Genomic DNA, 21,407 nt, shown 5'->3' on the forward strand with positions numbered 1-21,407 from the left:
ACTCAGAAATGGGCTCCTGCAGCACCATTGGCAACGCCGGTCTTAGCTTGTCGGGGCCGTGCCGCCAAGCATAGCACTGTCTCGTTTCTGCCTCCACGCTCCGCGCCGCGCGCTGTGGAGGACTCAGGATGACACGTCCGCAGGGCTCTCGCGTACAGTGTCCGAATGTCCTGTGGTTCGATTTAGTACCGCCGTGGTTACTTGCGCCGTGAGCTGCATGTCAGGTCGCGGATATGCATGACAGCGTGATCGCGGTCGCGACGCCGACTACTGTACGAAGTGCGCCTTTCGCGATAACTTGGCTGGGACAGAACGGGAAAGTCATCTCCGCCAGCTATTACGATGCAGGCCATGATCATGCTGACCTTTGAACAGCAAGACTCAGCTCAAACTCTCGCTGAGGGTATGGCAGAATACTACGAGCGTCACCCGCACCTAGTGCGTGGGCAAGAGCTTTCCCCAGCAGCGCAAGAATTCTTTCGCTGTCACGATACAGCCCATGTGGTGTTTGGCTGTAACACCTCATTGCCGCATGAAGCTGTCGTCAAACTCTCTAGTGTGTTCGGGACCACAGGCGGGTTTTCTATCTTGAAGGGCTATCGCCTGCACGAGTCGATCAACATTTACCGACAGCTAACATTACGCGACATCGCGATAACCGTGTTGCAGTCGGGGCTACTTGTGCCACTGACCATCAGCCGATGTCTGCGTCAGCATAAACGATGGCCCTGGGCACAGTTCACGGAATACCAAGATGTCCCTCTCGGAAGACTGCGAGCGGAGTTCGGTATTCGCGTGGCCGGTGCCCTCGTCAGTGATCGACAGAACAACGAGCGGTTGTATCACCCGTAGTAGCCTCACAGGGGTTCTCGACACACGCTGTGATGAGCGGCACACTCAGCACCAGCATGAATCCATATCTCACATTGGCGCTCGGGGTTGTCTGCGCTGGGCTCGGGGGAGAATTATTCGTGCGAGGCGCGGTCAGCCTCGCACTGTGGTGGCGCGTCTCTCCGGGGATCATTGGGGCCACCGTTGCCGCCTTTGCCACGTCCAGTCCAGAACTCGCCGTGTCGGTCAGTTCTGCTCTCGCGGGCACCCCCCAGATTGCCTTGGGCGACGCGCTTGGTAGCAATGTCGTCAATGTTGCGCTCATTCTGGCACTAGCGTTGTTAGTCTCAGGCATACAGACTGCGCGTGAGAGTATACACCGCGACTTTCCGGTCGCGCTCATTGTGCCGGTCCTGACGGTGCTCTTGTTCTGGGATGGGACGCTCTCGCGCATTGATGGGCTCTTGCTGTTGGGGGCGTTCATCACGTGGCTCACGGTTGTCATCCTCCAGGCGTGGCAACAACGCGGGCATGCCATCGAGGACAGCGCGGATCAGAACGGCTAGAAAATCGTGCTGATCTGTGTCGTCGGCTTGGTATTGCTCATCGCCGCGGGACGCCTCATCGTCACTGGCGCGACGGGCATTGCGCGAGCATTCGGTATTGATGAGTTCGTCATTGGAGCCACGATTGTTGCGGTAGGCACTTCGGCGCCGGAACTCGCGACGACGCTGATCGCTAAGCTGCGCGGCCACGATGAGGTGGGGTTAGGGACCGTCCTTGGCAGTAATATCTTCAACGGACTGTTGATTGTGGCTGTGGCCACGCTCATATCTCCGATCGTTGTCTCCTGGCATGAAGTCGCGGTGGCGCTGGCCTTTGGTCTGGTCGCCGTGGTCTTCACCTTCCCATCACGTCACGGCTTTATAGGGCGTGGACGAGGGGTCGTGTTACTCGTGCTCTATCTGCTGTATCTCAGTCTGCTGTTTCAGCGATAGACCGCAACAGATACGGAGTGACAGTCCGCTTCACCAGTCACAACTTACAGAGTCAGCCGTCCAGGAATTCCCTCTCCCACCGGAAGAAGGAACCTTGCCACGTTGCGAAGTGCCTGAAAAAACAAGGCTGGTCTCTCAAGTAGTGACCAGTGCCGCAGGGGCTCAGAATGAGGTCTCTTACGCCGCCTTCTTCTGCCTCTTCGCCTTCGCACTATGCGCGGCTTGTAAGCGACGCAGCTCTTCCCATCCAAGATAGTTGGTAAACTTGTTGTCATCGAAAAACAGCACTGGCCCGTTACAGATGAAAATATAATCCGTATCTTCGAGCGCCTTGGTCGCGCCATGCACCATGCCGTTGGCTTCGTAGACGTAGTCACCGGTCTTGAGGACGCCATCGCGCACTTGCAGTTTTCCCTTGATGATGAAGGTGTGTGATGCCGTCAGATGTTTGTGTGGCGGCGCGACGTAACCTTTGAGCCAGCGGAACAACACGGCCCAGGTGCCACTCTCTGAGCCAGTCCACAAAATCTTCATAAAGCCACGCTTAGGATCGTCAGCAATCGGAATCCAATCCATATCGGCGGACTTCACTAACGTATCCATCAGTTCGCTATTAAACGGCGTAATGTCTTGCGGTAGAGCCATAGTCTCCTCCTTGTGTTTCTGTGGTCGAGTATAGATGCCTGGATCGTGAACTGGGCGCAAGTCAGTAGGCGGCTACAATGACGAAATTGACAGAAACCGCTCAACCATCGCAGTGATCTGCTCCGGCACTTCCAGCTGATGAAAATGGCCAGCACCAACCGTTTGGCCGGTGACGACGTGTGGACACAACTCGCGTAAGCGCGCCTGGTCCGATAGTGGTATCGTTGCATCCAGCACCAACAGCGGCACTCTGCACGCACGTACTCCCGACTCAGGATCTTTGAAGACCTGCTCGAACGCCGACGCTGCAACATACTGTGGAGTATTCAGCATGCCAGCCTTAACGCGCGCCTTGCGTTCGGCGTTATCAGTAGGAAGAAACATTCCATCAACAAACGGTCCTTGCAGTTCACGAAACGCTGGCGTGCGAAACTGTTGCAACAGTGGTGTGACGCTTTGCAGCAACGGGGCAGTGGGAACAACTGGTGAATCGAGCGTGACCACTGCACCAGGTAGATCGGGGTATTGCGCAGCCAACTTGACAGCGATCACTCCACCCATGCTATGGCCAATGACAATTGGTTTCTCAAGGTTGAGCTCTTTACACATCCAGGCCAAGTCGTCAGCGAACACTGCCATCGAATACTCCTGTTCGGGCTTGTCGCTCTCGCCGTGACCACGTAGATCGACCGTAACCACTCGGCGACTGCGGCGAAAGTAATTGAATAGTGGCGTCATGGCGGTATGGTCACAGGTCCAACCGTGGACCAACAGCACCGGTGGCTCACCACTGCCGGCTTCAGCATAAAATAAATCGACTCCATCCCTGTTAAGCATACGCGTACTCCTCTTGAATCACCGACTCTATCGTAGTGTCATAAGCCAGCGCTAGAGCACCACACTCGCGCTGCAGGAAATGTCATGTCGTCATACGCCATGCTCGACACATCTCTCGACTCCATTGCGGATGCGAGCCCCGATCTTCGCAATGGCTTAACCAATCATGCCCCGATGGCAATTGAGGCCTTATGTGCGCTAGGACGCGCAGATGCTATCCCAGCGTGGCTTGAACACTATCGCGCAGGGTTTTTGCCGTGGCCGTCTGCGGTTGCGTCTATTGATCCTCACAACTGGCGCGCAGCGCTAGGACGTATAGATCGCGTTAGTGATTGGCGCGCGTTCTTTACGGACGAACTAGTGCGTACGCCTTGGCAGGACGTGCTCAACCGCTGGGTAGCGAATCTCGCACCTGCGATATGCGCATCAGCTGCACACGGAGTGATCAGGGTAGCACACGCTGCTCGTGCCCTTTCCCAGGCTGAGACGCCAACGCGGATTGCCGAGCTTGCGGCCGCACTTGGCTATTGGGCCGCGTGTTATCAAGAGTTGCCAACCTCCATGTCATCTCTTCAACGCAAAGAACGACCGACAGTCGCAATCCGTACTGTTCCGGTGGTGCCACTTGACCAGCGCAAATTCACCGGCACGATCGTTGGTTCTCTAGAACGGTTGAGTGAATTCCCAGCGTTTGCACCGGTGATCGAGTATGCCGATGTCAGTGGCGACGTATCCCGGGTTGTCTCTGAACTGACGCAAGCCTTTGCGCGTGTCTATCTGGCCAATGCCCACGACTTCTTGAGCACAATCGTTTTCGTCCACAGTGTTACGAGTGGGGCGTCGCTGCGCCTGTTGGCTCCCTATCTCGGCCCGTCCGTCCTGCGCGACGCGCTACGTTACACCTGGCAGGCGCAGTGCGGGATTTACGCGGCATTTGGTCTGGTTCCTATACCAGAACACACCGTGACAACGCCACGTGAATCACGAGAACAGCTCATCGATATGGCCGTGGCCAATGGAGATGAGCACGTGATCAAGTTTACCGAGACCTGTTTACGTGAGTATGAATTGAATCCGCAGCCTGAGTATCCAGCGGCGGCGCGGCATGCGATGGACGTGGTGAAATTGTAGAGTGCGGATTTCGGATTGTGGATTGCGGAATTTTAAGGACAGTTCTCCTAGTCCGCAATCCGCACTTAGCAATTCGCAATTCTTTATGTGAGGTTAAACACTCGCGCGGCATTATCCCATAACAACTTCCGCTTTGATTCTTGCGGGATAGGTTGCTTTAACATGGCCTCGACACCCCAGGGATAGGTGCCGTCAGGATGCGGATAGTCTGAGTCCCAGGTGAAGTTGTTGTCGCCAACCAACTCCACCGCCGCCTTCATGGTTGGCTCGTCGCCACGGAACGCGACACAGACATTGCTACGGAAGTACTCGGTCGGACGACGAGTGAGATACTCGTGCTCGGCATTGCCACTGAAGTCCCAGTGTTGTTCCATGCGTTGCAGCCAGTATGGGGTCCAACCGCCGTCACCTTCGACATGAATCACTTTGAGTTTGGGACACTTCTCGAAGACACCGAACCAAATCAGCCCTGCCATAGCCGCCATCGCCTCAAACGGATGCGACAGAATATGACCGCTGGTGTGAGTGTCCATACGATCACCAAAGGACGGAACCGACGCGGACGCTGAGTCATGCGTCGAGATTGGCTTGCCAGTGTTCTCAATCTCTTTCCACAACGGCAGACAATCATCGTGCCACAACGTGCGACCGCCAACGGGATTGGGACGCATGTAATAACTGACACAACCCAGTTGTGAGGCGCGAATAGCTTCTTTGACGGCTTCCTCAACACTTTGCATAGGCAATGCTGCAGCCCAGCGCAAACGCTTCGGATCGAGTGACGTATACTCGGCGGCCCAGTTGTTATAAGCACGGCAGCACGCCGCTAGTAATTTGGTGTCACGAAACTCGCGACCTAGCATCTGACCGGTAAACGTCGGATACAGGATTTGCACGTCGACGCCTTGTTCATCCATATCTTGGATACGGCTCTGAGCGCTAAATCCAGTCTGTTTCGCGCGGTCAAAACGTTCCATCGCCTTGTTTGCCGCTTTGAGAAATGGCTTCGCTGCCATCGGATACTTGCCCTTTTCGCGGGTGAACGATTCACCTTCGACCAGGAAGGTCCTTCGCCCCGAGTCAGGCGCTTCGCCCATCCGTGGCGCTTGCGATTTATAGGCATCTTCCATGTGGCGTTCCCACAGCCACTCCGGCTCCATCATGTGGGCGTCGGTATCTGCGATCTTGAATCCATCACGCATTGTTGGTTCCCTCCGTCGGTTACTTAGACGTAATGCGTAATCAGTAATGCGTAAAACAGAAAAGGGGAAGGGGCGGTTACGGATTACGCATTATGCCCTAATTCTCATTTGCCGGACCAAATGTGTCAGTCGTAATCTGCCGCGACTTAAATTTCCACTCCCCATTCACCTTGGCATACTCGTCATTATACCAACCGGTGAGCAACCACTTTTTGCCCTCGCGCATCAACTTGACTTCCACGTAGCACGTGCCTCTAGCCTTATCTGGTCCGAGTAACTCAACTACATGATTATGAATAAATGGGCGGGGTTTCGAAGTAGCGCCCTGTTCAGCAATCATCTTGGCGAGATTCGCTCGGCCTTCAGCACGGGGTAATTTCGGGTCATTGGTGGAAAACCAGCCATCTTCAGTAAACAGCTTTGAGTACCCGTCTGAGTCCTGTTGCCATACGCGATCACAGTAGCGCACCGGTAGGGTACGAATCTCTTCACGATCAATCACTTCTTGTAGTTGTGCTTCCATGCTCTTTGCCATACCGTCCTCCTTTTGCTCGTCCTTGGTTGTACCCGTAGGCTGCCTTATTGCGCGGCAAGGTGCAAGCGTGCCGAGAACCAGAAAAAGAAACGGAGAATCGGAGATGGGGAGAACCGGAGACCTCCCCACCATGTTTCTGCTCCGATTCACCGATGCCCCGTTTCTCCGATTCATTCTTATGTACTTGCAATGCCCCATCTCAAGCCGTTACGCAGCAACGTGGTAAACGCCTCGGTCTCCCACGCGCCATGGAACATTTTCGGCGTCGTTCCCGCGCTATCAACACTGGCGTCAACAAACGGCTGGACATTGTTGAGTGGCGAATGGCAATGCCCGAGCGCGATGTAGGCGACACTGCCTTTGCCAATATCCTTTGTATAGCCCAACCCCCTGGTTTTGCCATCTGGCATCAATGCCGTGTCTTGGGGATAGACAAAACCGAATCCTGGAGGTGATGGGTCTTTCGCTAGTTCCGTCGTAAGGAGGACATTCGTGGACGCGGGATCTTGCACTTCGATGAGATACAGTTCATCCATGACCTCGAACGAACCCGCCAATCCTTTGGTAAGCACATGCGAGCGATCCGTGACATCAACACGAAACTTTCGCACGGGCGGATGATTGAGGAAGAAGCCACCCAGCGTTGCATGATGGCTTCACTTCACCATCGCGCGCGTGCGGCGATCGTCTCCGACCTGCACCGCACGGCCACCACTGGTGCCATGTAGCGCCAGCCACCGTCCTCCCTCTTCGAGCCACTGACGAATGACCGCGTTCTGTTCATCATTTGGATACGGACCAGCAACATACGTCACCAAGAGACGACTCTTTGGTAGCCATTTGCCAATGTCGGTGAAGTCGCTCGCCACTGTGGTCAGGATATTGGCATCTTCTTGCAAGAGTTGCAGAAGTCGCAAGCGGGCATAGTCCATATCATGGCCAGCATTTGATCCAGCCGGAAAACCGCCGGTGATGAGATGTACCCGTGTGGGTTGGGTTTGTATCATTTTCTTATTCCCCCCTTTGCAGTTTAGGGATCCGTGCGCAGAGCGCACGCTACACTCTTCAGTTTCGCTCTCCCTGGCAGGGAGAGGACTAGGGTGAGGGTCGAGAGCTAAGAAGTACGATGAGATCAATGCGTGAAAATTACCCTATAAATGTTTAGCCACAACCTCCTCCCCAAACCGTTCCATCGCCGTAGTCACATCCTTATCCCGCAACGCTCGCATATTTACTAACAAACGGTGAACTCCAAGTTCCTGGTACACTTTTAAGCTATCGAGCCCTTCGCCGTAATAATTCCAGTACGCCGTAATCTCAATCTCGTTAGGATTCCGCCCTTGCTTGGCACATTCATCTTTGAACGCCTTGATATGGGCACGATAATCGTCGAGATCTTTGCCAATCACATACCAGCCGTCACCATAGCGCACCAGGCGACGAATGGCCTGAGGCGTGATGCCACCAATCACTAACGGCACACCACCCTTTTGCACCGGACGAGGCCGCATCACGAAGCCTTGCCAATTGACAAACTCACCCTGAAAGTTGATTTCCTCGCCATTCCAGACTTGTTTGAGCGCCCGCAGATATTCATCAGAGCGTTTACCGCGATGGGCGAACGGCACGCCAATCGCATCGAACTCTTCCTTGAGCCAACCAATACCCACGCCGAGCATCAGCCGTCCTTTCGACAGATGATCAATCGACGACGCCCACTTTGCCAGATACAGCGCGTTGATCTGCGGTAAGATGTTCACCCCGGTACCCAGACGCATACGCTTGGTCGAGGCGGCCACATACGTTAACGCCACCAACGGATCGATAATCGCCGAATCAGGACGGAAGGGTACCTTACCACTCGGATTATATGGATACACTGACGAATACTCTTTCGGGATAATGACGTGCTCTGCGGTCCACACCGACTCATAGCCAATCGCCTCAGCCCGCTGGACAAACGGCACCAACATATCGGGCTCGGTAAACACGTCGAGATTGATCGGAACAATGCCAAACTTCATGACCACCCTCCTATCACGTCCTCTAGATCGAATGCGAAATCGCTGGCAGACTAGCACCGTTCACCAATGACCTCTAGGCTGCGTTGCGTAAGGAGACGTATGTACAGCGATTGTGAAATTATTGTTGACGTGGTCGCGCATGGCCGGTGTCTGCGACAAGTAGAAATCCCACGACATGTCTCGGAGACTATTGATGCAGCAATTGCACGAGACGAACCGCCTGGGGAGATTGTCCACGATGGCGTACAGTACCAGTGGTTCGTGCGTCCTTGAATATTCCCATGACGACGGTCTTGTCGTCACGAGAAGCCACCAGGATCAATTATTGAGGGAAAGAATCTAGCCTTCAGCATTTAGCTCTTACAAAACCGGGAACAGACTGAGCCTTTAGACTCCTCACAGCAGTTGTGGAGACTTTCCGAGTCTGCTTTTCTGGCTGACAACTGAAAGCTGATAGCTGAGTGCTTAACCATTAAGGAGGAGTGTATGAAACTTGGTGTGTCAATGTTTGCGACCGATTACGCAATCCGACCGGATGAACTAGCCTTAGCCTGCGAAGATCGCGGCTTTGAGTCGATTTGGTTTCCTGAACATACCCATATCCCGGCTAGTCGAAAGTCACCGTGGCCGGGCGGTGCAGAGTTGCCGAAAGAGTACTGGCATACACATGATCTCTTTGTCGCGATGACTGCCGCGGCTGCCGTCACCAAGAACATCAAAATCGGCAGCGGGATATGTTTGGTGATCGAACGTGATCCAATCCTCATGGCGAAAGAGGTCGCGTCGGTTGACCAAATCTCCAATGGTCGTGTGTTGTTCGGTATCGGTGGCGGCTGGAACGCCGAGGAAATGGAAAACCACGGCACGCCATTCAAGCGGCGCTGGAAAGTGTTGCGCGAGAAGATCGAAGCCATGAAAGAAATCTGGACCAAAGATGCCGCCGAATATCACGGTGAGTTTGTCAATTTCGATCCGATCTGGAGCTATCCAAAGCCATATCAGAAACCGTATCCACCAATTCTGATGGGCACCTTCAACGGCGGACTCAATCGTGTAGTGAACTATTGTAATGGGTGGATTCCAGTCGGCTTCTTCTCGAAAGACTTACCTGAGTCCATAAAAGAACTCGGACAGATGGCACAAAAAGCAGGCAAAACGTCCGGCGACTTTCCGGTGTCCATTTTCGGCGCATCAGATAAGGAAGAAGAACTGGCGACCTTGCAAAAGATGGGCGCGGAACGCGCAGTATTTGTCGTCCCGTCTGAGGGACGCGACACGATTCTGCCAATGCTTGATAAATATGCAAAGTTGGTAGTGAAGTTTGCCTAGCCAGGGGTTACTCTAACGTTTGAGAGGACTACTGCCGTCATGCCCGCGCAGGCGGGCATCCAGGATCTTCAAGCAGAAGCCTGTGGGTATTCCTCCTGGATTCCCGCGTTCGCGGGAATAACGTTTTCCACCGAGCATAGGTAACGATTTTAAGAGATGTACTTTTCTCGGGGTTATGCAAAAATCCCCGCTGAGGAACGCAGGCCGTCCCTACAGACAACCTGGGACGTCGTGCGCCAACTCATACGACTGAGGAGGGAGAAACTATGGGAGTCTTATCCGGTTACAAAGTCGTCGAATTTGCTGGCATTGGTCCAGCACCGATGTGTGCGATGTTGCTGTCCGACATGGGCGCTGAAGTGCTGCGCATCGACCGTGCCGAGGATGCGAACCTAGGAATCTCGACTGATGCGAAGTTTAACGTGCTGGGTCGCGGTCGCCGCTCTGTCGCAATCGATCTCAAGAGTAAAGAAGGCACCGAAGTTGCCCTTAAACTGATCGCGAAAGCAGATGCTCTGATTGAAGGCTTCCGCCCTGGCGTGATGGAGCGCCTCGGTCTTGGTCCAGATGTGTGCATGGCCCGCAATCCCAAACTGGTCTACGGACGCATGACTGGTTGGGGCCAAGAAGGTCCGATGGCACACGCTGCTGGTCATGACATCAACTACATTGCATTGACTGGCGCTCTGCATTCAATTGGTCGTCGTGGCGAAGCTCCGGTCCCGCCACTAAACCTCGTCGGCGACTTTGGTGGTGGTGGTGTCTATCTCGCCCTCGGCGTGGTTGGCGCATTATTAGAAGCGCAAAAGTCCGGAAAAGGCCAAACCATTGATGTTGCGATGGTCGATGGTGCGTCATCACTGATGGCGGCGATCTACGGCCTGCGTGCAGCCGGTCGGTGGACCGACACTCGTGGTGACAATATCCTCGACACCGGCGCGCATTATTACAACGTGTACGAGACCAAAGACGGAAAATACGTTTCGATCGGTTCGATTGAGACCAAATTCTACGCTGAACTGCTGCAGCTCAGCGGGTTACAACACGAAGAGTTACCCAAACAGAACGACAAGAACAACTGGCCGAAGATGAACGAGCGCTTGGCTTCGATCTTCCGCAACAAAACCCGTGATGAGTGGTGTAAGATCATGGAAGGCAGTGATGTCTGTTTTGCGCCAGTGCTCGATATGGGCGAAGCACCAAAGCATCCACACAATAAACATCGCGGCACGTTCGTTGAGGTTGATGGCGTCATGCAGCCAGGTCCTGCCCCGCGTTTCAGCCGCACTCCTAGTGCGATTCAGGGTCCGCCTTCCACCCCCGGACAACATACCGCTGTTGCTCTCAAGGATTGGGGGTTTAGCAGTAGTGAAGTAGAGCAATTGCAAAAGTCGGGAGCGATTGGGACAAGAGGGTAAATAATAACAAGAAGTGTCACCCCTCAGCCGCAGAGCGGCGACAGAAGGTAGCCCGGCCTTTCAAGGCCGGGAGAACAATGCCACCGCTGTCATCGCATCGCTGCGTGACGCGGAGGATGGACTCATTCGCACCGGGGCTTGACACCCCCGGTTACCATCGATCGTCCCTCAGGGGCGAAAAAGGCTGAGCAAGGACCAAACAGGAAGGAACCACACATGTCAGATTTTGACCTGTTAATCCGTGGAGGAACGATCGTCGACGGCTCACGCAGCGGGAAAATCGGCAGGCGTTGGGGAAGAATGTCGACGAATTCGCCCGTGCCACAGGTCGTGCTCCGATTGATGCATTCCTCGACTTATCACTGGCAGAGAACCTCAAAACCGGATTCAAGCTCCATGACTTCGCCAATCGTGATCAAGATGCGTTGGCAACGATGTTAACTCATCCGAATGCGGTTATTGGCCTTTCTGACGGTGGGGCGCATGCCAAACTATTTTCACTCGGCAAATACCCCGTTGAGTTTATCGCCAATTGGGCTCGTGACCGGCAATTGATGTCTCTCGAAGAAGCGCACTGGCGTTTGTCGTTCGTACCCTCGTGGATCATTGGCTTGCAGGACCGTGGCTGGTTGAGACAAGGCATGGCTGCGGACATTATTGTCTATGATCTCGATGGATTACGTGTCACCCCAACTGAGCCGGAAATGATTCACGATCTTCCTGGTGGTGAAGGTCGGTTAGTACAGCGAGCAGTCGGCATCGATTACACGATCATCAATGGGCGGATAACCTTCGAGGGACAACAGTGCACTGGCGCGCGACCGGGAGCGCTGCTCCGGAGCGCCGCATACCAGCAAAATTCATAATGAGGGAGATTGTATGAAAGTCGTTGACGGCGACAGCCACTTTATTGAACCCCTGGATGTCTTTGTTCGTTACATCGACCCGGCCTATCGGGAACGTGCGATGCACATGGAGACCGACACCAAAGGCAGGCCACAGCTGGTGGTTGACGGCAGAACCATGCGGCTGGGCAACGATGCGGAGGAGATGCTGAGTGTGGTCGTGGGCTACGGCCAAAAAGAAGACGGTCATGCGCTCAATAACATGGATCGAACCAAGATGACGGGTGGCGATTGGGAAGACATGGGTAAACGTATTCAATACCTGGATGCTGAAGGGTTTGACTACCAAATTCTCTTCCCAACCTTAGGCCTGTTGTGGGAAGGTGACGTCCGCGATGCTGCCTTGGCGGCTGCGTTGTGTCGAGCATACAACACCTGGGCCTTTGAGGCCGTGTCTAGCTATGGCAACCGGTTGTTTCCAGCTGCTCACATTTCATTACGTGATCCTGAGCTGGCAGCGCAAGAAATCAACCGTGTTGCCAAATTGGGCGCACGTTCAGTGATGGTTGGGTCCGCGCCCGTGCACGGCAAGAGCTTTGGTGACGCACTGTACGATCCGGTGTGGGCTGCGGCGCAGGACTGTAACGTCGCGGTCAGTATTCACCCTGCTGGTAACAAGGATTATCTGGGTAGTGCCTGGATGCGCGATCGTAATCCTGGGTTCATGTTCATTTCGATGAATGTCATTCAAGATCCACGCATGTCGCTCAGTACTCTGGTGTATGACGGCGCCTTGGAACGCTTCCCTTCTCTACGTGTCGCAACGGTAGAATCGATGGGCAGTTGGGTGGGCGAATGGGTTGAACGCTTCGAGTATCGCTATCAGTACATGCGCCACACGTCGCAGATGAAACGACCGATCCGCGAATATCTGGCTCGCAACATTTGGATCAATGCGGACCCGAGCGAAAAGTTGCTCCCGCTCATCGTGCAATTCGTCGGGCATGAAAAGTTTTTCGTTGGCTCTGATTACCCGCATGCCGAAGGTTTTGTCCACCCAGTACAAGGCATGAAAGAGCTACTCACCGGCTTACCGACAACGGCGATAAACGGCATACTCGGGACCAACGCCTGCGCGTTCTACGGGCTACAGAACTAACGTGGTCCGTGCGGACATCACGGTTCAAGAAAGGAACACACAGTTATGCCAGACCATGGAGGAATCGTTACCGCGCTCTATGATGGGCGCAGACAGGGCAGAGCACCGGTCGGCGTGGATCAGGTACAGTTGCAACTGGACGATGCTCTATCGATCCAGCTTGGGGTCCTTGATCGTTTCAGCGCTGCTGGTGAACCGCACGGTGGCTGGAAGGTCGGGTTAACGTCTGGGGCAGCGCGGGACCGCATGGGGAAGGACTTTCGGCCATTTGGCTATGTGTTACGCAGTCGTATTCTGCCAAGCAGTGCGCGTGTGGCACGGCAGCCGATCATGAAGTGTTCAGTCGAACCGGAGCTATGTTTGATCGTTGGCTCACCGTTGCGTGGTGACAATATCGATGCGGCGGCTGCGAAAGCGGCCGTGCGCGCTGTCGCTCCTGCGTTTGAAATCAACGAACGTCGCACCGCTCCTGAGCAGGGGAATTCGCTGTTGCTGGCCGACGGACTCGCCAATTGGGGCATCGTGGTTGGTCCAGAAGCACCGGTGCGTGATGGGCTCGTCGATACGACAGTGGAGTTCTACGATGGCGATCAGTTGGTCGAAAGCAAGACGCCTGGCAGCACAATGGACGACCCGTATCTGTCCTTGGCACGCGTCGCTAGCTTGTTGCACAAGTTTGGTCGGGGCCTGGAACCCGGACAGCCTGTGATTACCGGGTCGTTTTGCCACCATGCAGTAACGCATGCAGGCGTGTATCGGGCTCGTTTCGTCGGCATCGGTGATGTGTCGGTAGAGTTTACATAACCCGTAGCGTGCGCTGTGCGCACGAGGCTGAACGAAATTCCGATCAGGACGGAGGCATGACCCGTATGAGCATTCTTCAGTTGGACAAACCCACGAACATTCTAGTGCTATTGGGACTCACCCTCCCCGAAGTGACCGAAGGCGACCTGGCGAAAATCAACGCTGCTGCCCCTTCTGGGTCGACCGTTCGCGTGGTCTCGAACGTCAAAGATGCGATTGCTGCCGCAGGGGATGTTGAGGTCATTCTCGGCTTTATCCCCGAGCCATTGTTCAGAGCCGCCCCACGCTTGCGCTGGGTTCATGCCATTGCCTCCGGCGTTGATATGTTCCTGTATCCAGCGATGCGCGACTCAGATGTTGTACTCACCGGTGAGAAGGGATTGGTCGGTGGGCATCTCGCCGATACCGGCTTTGGCCTGTTATTGAACCTCACGCGGCAGATTGCGACATCGATCCGTCTCGGTCCGGCGAGTTGGGACGCACGGGAAGCGATGCGCGTGAAAGAGATCGAGCTTGAGGGCCTAACGATGGGTATTGTTGGCTTTGGCGGCACCGGTCGCGCCATGGCACGCCGTGCCGTTGCCTTTGGCATGAACGTCATCGCGGTCGATGAGTGGCCTGTCGCTCCGTCGGACGGGGTGCATGAGGTCTGGGCAACCGAACGGCTGCCAGTACTCCTCGCTGCCTCAGATGTTGTGGCAATCTGCTGTCCGCTCTCGCCAAAAACGCGCAATCTTTTCGATGACAGAACGTTCAACCAAATGAAGCGCGGCGCCTTTCTGGTCAACGTCACCAGGGGTGAAATCATGGACAGTGATGCGTTGGTACGGGCGCTGCAGGATGGACGATGTGCTGGTGCAGGCCTCGATGTCGCCCCGAAGGAACCTCTACCGGCAGATCACCCGTTGTGGAAGTTAGAGAACGTCGTGATGACGCCGCATACCGCCGGTGCAAGTCAGCTACGCGCACGCCGGAATTTAGATCGTTTCTGCGACAACCTGCGCCTTGTCCAACGTGGTGAGCCTTTATTGGGAGCGATTAATAAGCAACTTGGCTATTAGCCGAAAGCACACCATAGAAAATTGGTACAGTAGCGCTGTCACCCTGAGTGCAACGAAGAGTCTCTCAGAGAGATTCTTCGTGTATACTGCGCGCGGGCACGAATTGCGCTTTTTCTCCGCGGCGACCGCGAGTGTCATTCTGAACGGAGCACCGCGAGCGAGGAATTTCGCAGCGGGAGCGGGGGAGAGATGCTTCGCTTTGCTCAGCATGACAAAACCGCACTTGCTACCCACGCATAGTATAGTTTATCGCGAGATGGTCGCAGGGCTCAGAATGACATGACTCGGAGTTGGTGGCGTAAAGTGTGCGAATCTTCGGTGGTCCAATGTAGCGCCGGAGTCAGATCCGCATGATTAGTCAGGTGGCAGGGTCTTCTCCAAGGCCACGGCCTTCGCTCTGGTCGCTTGATAAAATTGCTTGAGCGTCGGAAACTCCGCCGAGCGAAACGGACAGGCAAAGCATTGCATCGTCCCTTTGGCGAAGCTCTGACAACAGACGCCCGTTGCGCGGGTCATGGCACTTTCGACATAACCGGTGCCGTTGGTCTTCATCAACGCAAACAAACACAGGTCAATGAACCGCCACACCGAGGCAGTCGGTTTGACGACAAGGGGCGCCGGTGCATGTAATTCGAAAGCCTTTGCGGCCCGGTCGACAAACTCTTGTGGCGATAGTCCGCCTTCCGCCTCAAGAAACATTTGCATGGTCAACAACATTACTCCCCTCCTGCACGATTCATCTGCGGGACCAGCGGTGGATCGAACGCGGTCACTGTGAGTTCGGGCCCCGTGTATTTTTCGACTTCTACCAGTGTGGTCTGCGCACTACTTCCCTGCGCCAGCCGTGACGTACCTTTATCTAACGTCAAGACATTGGGATTGCCGTGCTTATCAAGGCTCCCAACCACCCCAGGTTCCGCAGGATCGTACCACGCGCCGGTAGCCATCTGCACAACGTGAGGGCGAAGATCCTCAGTGACAACCGCGCCAGCCAACAGTGCACCGCGGTCATTAACAACGCGAACAATGTCACCGCTCGTAATACCCCGTCGTGCCGCGTCAGCGGGATTGAGGCGGATCGGCTCCCGACCTCGGACCTTACTACTCTGACTAACGCGTCCCATATCCATCTGTGCATGAAGCCTCGTCCTCGGTTGGGAGGTCAACAAATGCAATGGATAGCGCTCAGCCGTACTGCTGCCAAGCCATTCTACCGGCTCCAGCCAGGTCGGATGACCAGGACAGTCGTCATAGCCAAACCCGTCGATCGTCTCGGAGAAGATTTCGATGCGGCCAGAAGGCGTGGCTAGTGGATTACTCACGGGATCGGCACGAAAGTCAGCAAAGGCAACATAGGGTTCCGCAACCCGCGGTATTTCATAAAATCCTTGTTGCCAAAACTCGTCAAAAGACGGCCAATGCATTTCCCAGCGTGCCGCCCACGTCGCCGCAGTATCATAGATCTGCCACAGAAATTCTAATTCACTGTGACCTTCGGTAAACTGTTGACGAACCCCAAAGCGAGCTGCCAGATCAGCAAAGATGTCGTAGTCGTTGCGCGCCTGCCCTACTGGAGCGATAGCTTGTTTCATCGCAATCACAAAGCGATCAAAGGAACTCGCACCAATATCATTACGCTCTACCGTGGTCGTCGATGGCAGGACGAGATCGGCGTGCCGTGCCGTCGCCGTCCACCACGGATCATTGACAATGATGGTATCCGGTCGCCGCCACGCGTCGACAAGACGGTTCAGATCTTGATGATGATGAAACGGATTGCCCCCGCTCCAATAGACCAAGTGGATATCAGGGTAGAGCAGGTCTAACCCATTGTACTGGAACGGTTGCCCTGGACGGAGCAGCATGTCGGCAATGCGCGCTACCGGAATGAAGTCCTCTACAGGATTCTTCCCAGTGGGCAATACCGGAACAGGAGCTGGAGGTCGCACATCCGCAAGGCCTTCCATACTGCCGTACCCAACCCCAAACCCTCCGCCCGGAAGACCAATCTGGCCCAGAATAGCGGCTAGTGCGATCATCGCCCACATCGGCTGTTCGCCGTGATCACTGCGCTGCAAGGACCAATTGGCAGTAATCAACGTCCGAGAGCGTGCCATACGTCGAGCTAGCTGGCGAATTTTCGCCGCTGGGATTTCACTCACGCGCTCAGCCCAGTCTGCATCTTTCGCCACACCATCCGTGTTGCCAAGCAAATACTGGTGAAAACGCTCGAAGCCCACGCTATAGCGAGCAAGAAACTCCCGGTTATGGAGTTTCTCGTCGATCAGGGTGTGCGCGAGGGCAAGCATCACCGCTGTGTCAGTGTTGGGCCGCGGTGCTAACCATTCAGCATCAAGGGTCGCAGCCATGTCATCACGAGTCGGACTGATATTGCAGAAGCCAACACCCGCAGCTTTCGCTCGCTCCAACCAGGCAGGCGTTCCATGTTCGATAGCACCGCCAGTGGTCACCTGGGTATTGCGCAACGGAAGGCCACCGAATGTCACGACTAGTTCCCCGTGGTCGATGACGCTCTGCCAACTCGGGCCACCTGCACCGTGTCGAGCACTGCCGACGACACGTTTGCACAGCACTTCCACAGCGGCATTGCTGTAGGTTTCGCGGGACCCAACAAAACCACCAATACAATTGAGGAAACGTTGGAGTTGTGACTTGGCATGATGAAAGCGACCAGCACTCGCCCAACCATAGGTACCGGCAAAGATAGATCTATTGCCATACTGCGAGATCACGCGGCGTAACTCTTCGGCAACAAGATTGAGTGCTTTTTCCCATGAGATAGGCACGAAACGATCGCTGCCGCGACCTGCATTCCCCTTTCCTGAGCCGTGCCGTAACCATCCTTCACGAACAGCAGGCTGTCGTACCCGGCATGGGTGATACACGGCATCAGGAATTGATTGCAGCATCGGCGAGGGAGACAGATCGAGCGCAAAAGGCTCCACACTCACAAATTGTCCATTGACCACGGTGGGAGTAAACGCACCCCAATGGGAACTTTGCAATGGTCGGTTACGCGGTCGCTGATCTCTCGCCATGTCTGCTTTTTTACGGTGTTGGAGGACTTTTTTCTACAGGGCCGAGTCATGGAGGTTGTGACTGACGACTCATAACTGCTAGCTGATAACTGTCTGTAGCTGAACGCTGACCGCGGAAAGCTCAAGGCTACGAAGGTGAACCCTTGACAACGCCGACCAGAACACCGTAAGCGTAGATATGAATATAGAAGGAGGGTAAGAATGTCGTACGATCTTCTCATAAAGAACGGAACCATTGTCGATGGGACAGGCGCCCCTCGTTACCAAGCGGATGTCGCAGTCGCCAACGGCAAAATCGCCGAGATAGGCAAGATCACTGATGGCGCAACGAAGGTCATTGATGCCTCAGACCTCGTGGTTTCACCAGGCTTCGTCGATCCCCACACCCACTATGATGCCCAGATTTGCTGGGATCCCTTGATCACCTCGTCCTCCTGGCACGGCGTCACCAGCCTGGTCATGGGCAACTGCGGCGTCGGACTTGCCCCGTGCAAACCAGAAGTGCGCGAGATCGCGGCGTGGGATTTAGTCAATGTCGAATCAATTCCGTTTGACGTGCTCGCGAAGGGCGTGACCTGGGATTGGACGACCTTCCCACAGTACATGGATGCTGCGGCTAAACGTGGCTCAGGTATCAACCTTGGCTTTCTCGCACCGTTGACTCCCTTCCGCCATTTTGTGATGGGCGAAGAGTCGATGGACCGTGCCGCAACCCCAGCAGAAACCGCCCAAATCAAAGCGCTCATCAAAGAAGCAGTAGCGGCCGGCGCAATGGGATTCACCACCAGTTTTATCGCCCAACACATTGGCTATAAGGGTCGTCCGTTAGCGTGCCGTCAAGCGAGCTTCGATGAATTCAAAGCCTACAGTAACGCCCTGAAAGAACTGGGCAGAGGTTCAATCGAGTTGGCCCTGACCAACGATATCTCTGTGGTTGACGAACGCGAGTACGCTTTGTTGGACTTACTGCTCACAGAAAGTGGCCGTCCGGTGACGTGGCTGGCATTGCTTAATCGCGACGACAAACCCAATGCACCGCAGGAAACACTGCGGGCAACCGCTGAGCTGTGCAAGAAGGGCGCAGTCCCACAAGTGAGCTGTCGTCCATTGATCATTCAGATCGATCTGCGCAACCCATTTATCTTCTCGAATCTTCCCTGCTGGAACCCCGCGTTCCAACGCCCGATAGACGAGCAGATCGCCTTCTATCGTGATCCGAGCTTCCGCGCGGCCTTCCGCAAGGAGATGGAGGCGCCGAAGGTCTTCAGCGGACGGTGGGATCGTGCGATTGTACATGAAGTCAGCAATCCGGCGATGAAGTCGCTGCTGGGCAAGAGCGTCGCGCAAATCGCCAAAGAACGCGGCAAAGATGGGCTCGACACGTTTTTAGATCTGGCCATCGAAGACCGGCTCGAATTGCAATACACCTACGAGCTCTTCAACGCCAATGAAGAGAAAATTCCTGAGCTGATCAAAGACCCACGCGTAATGGTCGGCCTCTCCGATGGTGGCGCGCACGTCGACATGCTGTGTGATGCTGGCTATGCAACCTATCTGTTAGGCACGTGGGTGCGCGACAAGTCAGTCCTGTCCCTGGAGCATGCGATTAAACGCCTCACCAGCGAACCGGCAGCATTCTTTGGTATTAGCCAGCGTGGCACGATCAAAAAAGGCATGGCGGCGGACTTCGCGATCTTCGATATGAAGACGGTCGGCTCGCCGAAACGTGGCGAAATGCGGAACGACCTGCCTGGCGGTGGCCGACGACTGGTCGTTCCGGCAAAGGGTGTGGAATACACGATCGTCAATGGTACCGTGCTGTACGAGCACCAGAAACATACTGGCGCGATGCCCGGCCAGGTGTTGCGCTCTGGGCAGGCGTAGCCACTGATTAAGCACCAGTCACAACTTAAGGAAAAATCGCTGTGTTTTTAGGTGTACCGTTGCGAGTATGGGTTCCTTCTCTCTCAGGGAGAAGGTCAGGATGAGGGAGCCGAGAAGCCAAAAGCCCTGAGTTTTCATCCCCTCACCCTAGCCCTCTCCCTGAGGGAGAGGGAATTATGCTGCTGCTAACGGCTTAAGTTGTGACTGGTGACATAACCCCGACTGTACGAGAGACTCTGCTTCCGCTTCGTCCTTATTATGCAGCTTCTGCGTGCTCCGGCTCAACCGCGTGCGCGGATTCCACGGCCTGGGCAAAGGATGCGGCTTGTCGCGTATCACGGAGCGATAAAATCACCGCAACCGTGGGAATCGCGATCGCGCTGAACCAGGTCACTGCGGATAAGCCGACAAACGACGGGGTCAAGTCCGCTGTCAGATCTAGACTCGCGGCTGCTACTGTGAAGATATCGAATCCGAACATACTTTTCTCTCTCCTTACTGAATGACGCCCTGACGGTGCGCCTTCTTTAGATACGGCAACTGCGTAGCCAATGGTCTTACTGCACTAACCACTTGCCGACAGCAGCCAGGCAGGTCTCGCATTACTCTGACCACTGAGTATCTTTTTTATACTATCGGGTAATCTGGAGAGTACAATAATGATCCTCTAGAGTCAATGATAAAAAAGATCACAGGCACCTAGCTGTTCGATGGTTGGAACTGACCTCCGACAGTAGGCACCACGGATGCAGCAAGATTGCACGCAAGATGCAGGACGTGCGCGGCTGCGCGTTTCGTCGCAGGTTCGAGGCTTAGACCGGGCTTAGGTTCGTTTGCGTGCCGCGGTTAAACTTCCGGTTCCCACAGCCCGAAGTCGCGGCAGCTCTCGCGAGCGATTAAACGCAGCGGTCAAGTGTTGGAAATATTCGATTCCCCCACGAATGACCTCGGCAGGCATGTGTTGGACGATCTCGTGAAGGAACACTTCCCCACGAACCGCCATGTCAGCGACAAAGCGTTTCCCTTTTGGCGTCAACGAGATGATTTTCTCACGCGCAGATTGCGCGCCTTCAGTGATTTCCACCAGCCCAAGAGGAGGTCTCGCCATACCACGAATCGCCTTACTCAACCCGGAACTGGTGACTTCGAACCAGCTTTGCATAGCCCTGACGATGTCTTTCCGTCGCATGCGATGGCCGTCTTCTCCCGCAGAGCGAATCATCCACAAAATAGCGGACTGCTTACGGGTCAGGAGCCCACCGCGCAGCGCGTCCTCCAGCGCCATGCCAATCTGATAGTGAATCGGATAGAAGAACTCTTGTAACTCAGCAGCGTCGCCCATATCCGGCTGTTTGTTCCGTGTTACAGCAATAACAGTGCGTGTCATGTAACGATACCCTTACTGTCACAGCCTTGTAGCGAGAAACGCTTTGCTTGACAATATGTCCTCAGGCCTATATGTCCTGAGGACACTTTTCAGGCATCAGCAGTCGTGATGACCGGTGAGTTCTTTATGGACAGGACTTACGCTTGAGGACCACAAGTATCATTTTAGGGATATGATTACCAAGAAGCAGTACGTCGAATATTTGGTGAGCACGCCGAAGAATTGCACCTGTACGTATCTGGCCGAGCATTTGGAAGA

At 54.8% G+C, this 21,407-nt stretch carries 20 protein-coding genes and 1 pseudogene; 10 read left to right on the plus strand and 11 right to left on the minus strand.

Going from position 1 to position 21,407, the window contains the following annotated elements; genetic code table 11:
• Positions 1 to 357: 357 nt before the first annotated feature.
• Together FJ147_18165 and FJ147_18170 are read left to right on the plus strand one after the other, a co-directional pair.
• Positions 358 to 852: a hypothetical protein gene (locus FJ147_18165; GenBank protein MBM4257803.1), complete on the plus strand. Its 495-nt coding sequence runs from the start codon at positions 358 to 360 to the stop codon at positions 850 to 852.
• Positions 853 to 908: 56 nt separating this feature from the next.
• Positions 909 to 1,829, plus strand: a pseudogene (locus FJ147_18170) (sodium:calcium antiporter).
• A gap of 177 nt (positions 1,830 to 2,006) precedes the next feature.
• Here FJ147_18170 and FJ147_18175 read toward each other — a convergent pair.
• Positions 2,007 to 2,474, minus strand: a complete 468-nt coding sequence (locus FJ147_18175; GenBank protein MBM4257804.1) for a hypothetical protein — start codon at positions 2,472 to 2,474, stop codon at positions 2,007 to 2,009.
• A gap of 72 nt (positions 2,475 to 2,546) precedes the next feature.
• On the minus strand, positions 2,547 to 3,311 hold the full coding sequence (locus FJ147_18180) for an alpha/beta hydrolase (protein MBM4257805.1): 765 nt from the start codon (positions 3,309 to 3,311) through the stop codon (positions 2,547 to 2,549).
• 84 nt (positions 3,312 to 3,395) lie between these two features.
• Here FJ147_18180 and FJ147_18185 point away from each other — a divergent pair, with 84 nt between their 5' ends.
• Positions 3,396 to 4,442: a questin oxidase family protein gene (locus FJ147_18185; GenBank protein MBM4257806.1), complete on the plus strand. Its 1,047-nt coding sequence runs from the start codon at positions 3,396 to 3,398 to the stop codon at positions 4,440 to 4,442.
• A gap of 83 nt (positions 4,443 to 4,525) precedes the next feature.
• Here FJ147_18185 and FJ147_18190 read toward each other — a convergent pair whose 3' ends face one another.
• From FJ147_18190 to FJ147_18210, 5 genes are all read right to left on the minus strand, one after another.
• Positions 4,526 to 5,644 (minus strand): amidohydrolase, encoded by a 1,119-nt coding sequence (locus FJ147_18190; protein ID MBM4257807.1) that lies wholly within the window; start codon positions 5,642 to 5,644, stop codon positions 4,526 to 4,528.
• Positions 5,645 to 5,741: 97 nt separating this feature from the next.
• Entirely contained in the window at positions 5,742 to 6,377 is a 636-nt protein-coding gene (locus FJ147_18195) for a nuclear transport factor 2 family protein (GenBank protein ID MBM4257808.1), read from the minus strand.
• Positions 6,356 to 6,820 carry a ThuA domain-containing protein gene (locus FJ147_18200; protein MBM4257809.1) on the minus strand — a complete coding sequence of 155 codons (465 nt, stop codon included), beginning with the start codon at positions 6,818 to 6,820 and terminating at the stop codon, positions 6,356 to 6,358. The genes FJ147_18195 and FJ147_18200 overlap by 22 nt, the downstream gene beginning before the upstream one ends.
• 15 nt (positions 6,821 to 6,835) lie before the next feature.
• Positions 6,836 to 7,186, minus strand: a complete 351-nt coding sequence (locus tag FJ147_18205; protein ID MBM4257810.1) for a hypothetical protein — start codon at positions 7,184 to 7,186, stop codon at positions 6,836 to 6,838.
• A 144-nt stretch (positions 7,187 to 7,330) separates the two neighbouring features.
• Positions 7,331 to 8,203: an LLM class F420-dependent oxidoreductase gene (locus FJ147_18210; protein MBM4257811.1), complete on the minus strand. Its 873-nt coding sequence runs from the start codon at positions 8,201 to 8,203 to the stop codon at positions 7,331 to 7,333.
• A gap of 486 nt (positions 8,204 to 8,689) precedes the next feature.
• Between FJ147_18210 and FJ147_18215 the strand changes: the two genes are divergently transcribed.
• The 6 genes from FJ147_18215 (at position 8,690) to FJ147_18240 (ending at position 14,819) form a co-directional block, all read left to right on the plus strand.
• Positions 8,690 to 9,532 (plus strand): TIGR03619 family F420-dependent LLM class oxidoreductase, encoded by an 843-nt coding sequence (locus FJ147_18215; protein MBM4257812.1) that lies wholly within the window; start codon positions 8,690 to 8,692, stop codon positions 9,530 to 9,532.
• 266 nt (positions 9,533 to 9,798) lie between these two features.
• Positions 9,799 to 10,950 (plus strand): CoA transferase, encoded by a 1,152-nt coding sequence (locus FJ147_18220; GenBank protein MBM4257813.1) that lies wholly within the window; start codon positions 9,799 to 9,801, stop codon positions 10,948 to 10,950.
• A 290-nt stretch (positions 10,951 to 11,240) separates the two neighbouring features.
• On the plus strand, positions 11,241 to 11,816 hold the full coding sequence (locus FJ147_18225; protein MBM4257814.1) for an amidohydrolase family protein: 576 nt from the start codon (positions 11,241 to 11,243) through the stop codon (positions 11,814 to 11,816).
• 13 nt (positions 11,817 to 11,829) lie between these two features.
• Positions 11,830 to 12,954, plus strand: coding sequence for an amidohydrolase (locus FJ147_18230; protein MBM4257815.1), 1,125 nt, complete (start codon positions 11,830 to 11,832; stop codon positions 12,952 to 12,954).
• 45 nt (positions 12,955 to 12,999) lie between these two features.
• Entirely contained in the window at positions 13,000 to 13,758 is a 759-nt protein-coding gene (locus FJ147_18235) for a hypothetical protein (protein ID MBM4257816.1), read from the plus strand.
• Positions 13,759 to 13,814: 56 nt separating this feature from the next.
• The gene (locus tag FJ147_18240) at positions 13,815 to 14,819 is read left to right on the plus strand and encodes a D-2-hydroxyacid dehydrogenase (protein ID MBM4257817.1); all 1,005 of its coding nucleotides are present in this window, start codon (positions 13,815 to 13,817) and stop codon (positions 14,817 to 14,819) included.
• 354 nt (positions 14,820 to 15,173) lie between these two features.
• On the opposite strand, the gene FJ147_18245 is transcribed toward FJ147_18240, so the two are convergent.
• Both FJ147_18245 and FJ147_18250 read right to left on the minus strand, forming a co-directional pair.
• A complete protein-coding gene (locus FJ147_18245; GenBank protein ID MBM4257818.1) occupies positions 15,174 to 15,536 on the minus strand; it encodes a hypothetical protein in 363 nt (120 codons plus the stop codon).
• Positions 15,536 to 17,878 (minus strand): molybdopterin guanine dinucleotide-containing S/N-oxide reductase, encoded by a 2,343-nt coding sequence (locus tag FJ147_18250; GenBank protein ID MBM4257819.1) that lies wholly within the window; start codon positions 17,876 to 17,878, stop codon positions 15,536 to 15,538. The genes FJ147_18245 and FJ147_18250 overlap by 1 nt, the downstream gene beginning before the upstream one ends.
• A gap of 201 nt (positions 17,879 to 18,079) precedes the next feature.
• Between FJ147_18250 and FJ147_18255 the strand changes: the two genes are divergently transcribed.
• Positions 18,080 to 19,762 carry an amidohydrolase family protein gene (locus tag FJ147_18255; GenBank protein MBM4257820.1) on the plus strand — a complete coding sequence of 561 codons (1,683 nt, stop codon included), beginning with the start codon at positions 18,080 to 18,082 and terminating at the stop codon, positions 19,760 to 19,762.
• Between the two features lie 256 nt (positions 19,763 to 20,018).
• Here FJ147_18255 and FJ147_18260 read toward each other — a convergent pair whose 3' ends face one another.
• Positions 20,019 to 20,243 carry a hypothetical protein gene (locus tag FJ147_18260; GenBank protein ID MBM4257821.1) on the minus strand — a complete coding sequence of 75 codons (225 nt, stop codon included), beginning with the start codon at positions 20,241 to 20,243 and terminating at the stop codon, positions 20,019 to 20,021.
• 342 nt (positions 20,244 to 20,585) lie between these two features.
• Positions 20,586 to 21,149, minus strand: coding sequence for a winged helix DNA-binding protein (locus FJ147_18265; protein MBM4257822.1), 564 nt, complete (start codon positions 21,147 to 21,149; stop codon positions 20,586 to 20,588).
• Positions 21,150 to 21,407: the final 258 nt, after the last annotated feature.

The sequence above is a fragment of the Deltaproteobacteria bacterium genome, from assembly GCA_016874775.1.
Taxonomy (GTDB): domain Bacteria; phylum Desulfobacterota; class Binatia; order Bin18; family Bin18; genus VGTJ01.

What these genes read in the sequence shown, in the direction of transcription:
- FJ147_18165 (MBM4257803.1), top strand. Translation starts at nt 358, where the DNA reads ATGCTGACCTTTGAACAGCAAGACTCAGCTCAAACTCTCGCTGAGGGT.
- FJ147_18175 (MBM4257804.1), bottom strand. Translation starts at nt 2,474, where the DNA reads ATGGCTCTACCGCAAGACATTACGCCGTTTAATAGCGAACTGATGGAT.
- FJ147_18180 (MBM4257805.1), bottom strand. Translation starts at nt 3,311, where the DNA reads ATGCTTAACAGGGATGGAGTCGATTTATTTTATGCTGAAGCCGGCAGT.
- FJ147_18185 (MBM4257806.1), top strand. Translation starts at nt 3,396, where the DNA reads ATGTCGTCATACGCCATGCTCGACACATCTCTCGACTCCATTGCGGAT.
- FJ147_18190 (MBM4257807.1), bottom strand. Translation starts at nt 5,644, where the DNA reads ATGCGTGATGGATTCAAGATCGCAGATACCGACGCCCACATGATGGAG.
- FJ147_18195 (MBM4257808.1), bottom strand. Translation starts at nt 6,377, where the DNA reads ATGGGGCATTGCAAGTACATAAGAATGAATCGGAGAAACGGGGCATCG.
- FJ147_18205 (MBM4257810.1), bottom strand. Translation starts at nt 7,186, where the DNA reads ATGATACAAACCCAACCCACACGGGTACATCTCATCACCGGCGGTTTT.
- FJ147_18210 (MBM4257811.1), bottom strand. Translation starts at nt 8,203, where the DNA reads ATGAAGTTTGGCATTGTTCCGATCAATCTCGACGTGTTTACCGAGCCC.
- FJ147_18215 (MBM4257812.1), top strand. Translation starts at nt 8,690, where the DNA reads ATGAAACTTGGTGTGTCAATGTTTGCGACCGATTACGCAATCCGACCG.
- FJ147_18220 (MBM4257813.1), top strand. Translation starts at nt 9,799, where the DNA reads ATGGGAGTCTTATCCGGTTACAAAGTCGTCGAATTTGCTGGCATTGGT.
- FJ147_18230 (MBM4257815.1), top strand. Translation starts at nt 11,830, where the DNA reads ATGAAAGTCGTTGACGGCGACAGCCACTTTATTGAACCCCTGGATGTC.
- FJ147_18235 (MBM4257816.1), top strand. Translation starts at nt 13,000, where the DNA reads ATGCCAGACCATGGAGGAATCGTTACCGCGCTCTATGATGGGCGCAGA.
- FJ147_18240 (MBM4257817.1), top strand. Translation starts at nt 13,815, where the DNA reads ATGACCCGTATGAGCATTCTTCAGTTGGACAAACCCACGAACATTCTA.
- FJ147_18245 (MBM4257818.1), bottom strand. Translation starts at nt 15,536, where the DNA reads ATGTTGTTGACCATGCAAATGTTTCTTGAGGCGGAAGGCGGACTATCG.
- FJ147_18250 (MBM4257819.1), bottom strand. Translation starts at nt 17,878, where the DNA reads ATGGCGAGAGATCAGCGACCGCGTAACCGACCATTGCAAAGTTCCCAT.
- FJ147_18255 (MBM4257820.1), top strand. Translation starts at nt 18,080, where the DNA reads ATGTCGTACGATCTTCTCATAAAGAACGGAACCATTGTCGATGGGACA.
- FJ147_18260 (MBM4257821.1), bottom strand. Translation starts at nt 20,243, where the DNA reads ATGTTCGGATTCGATATCTTCACAGTAGCAGCCGCGAGTCTAGATCTG.
- FJ147_18265 (MBM4257822.1), bottom strand. Translation starts at nt 21,149, where the DNA reads ATGACACGCACTGTTATTGCTGTAACACGGAACAAACAGCCGGATATG.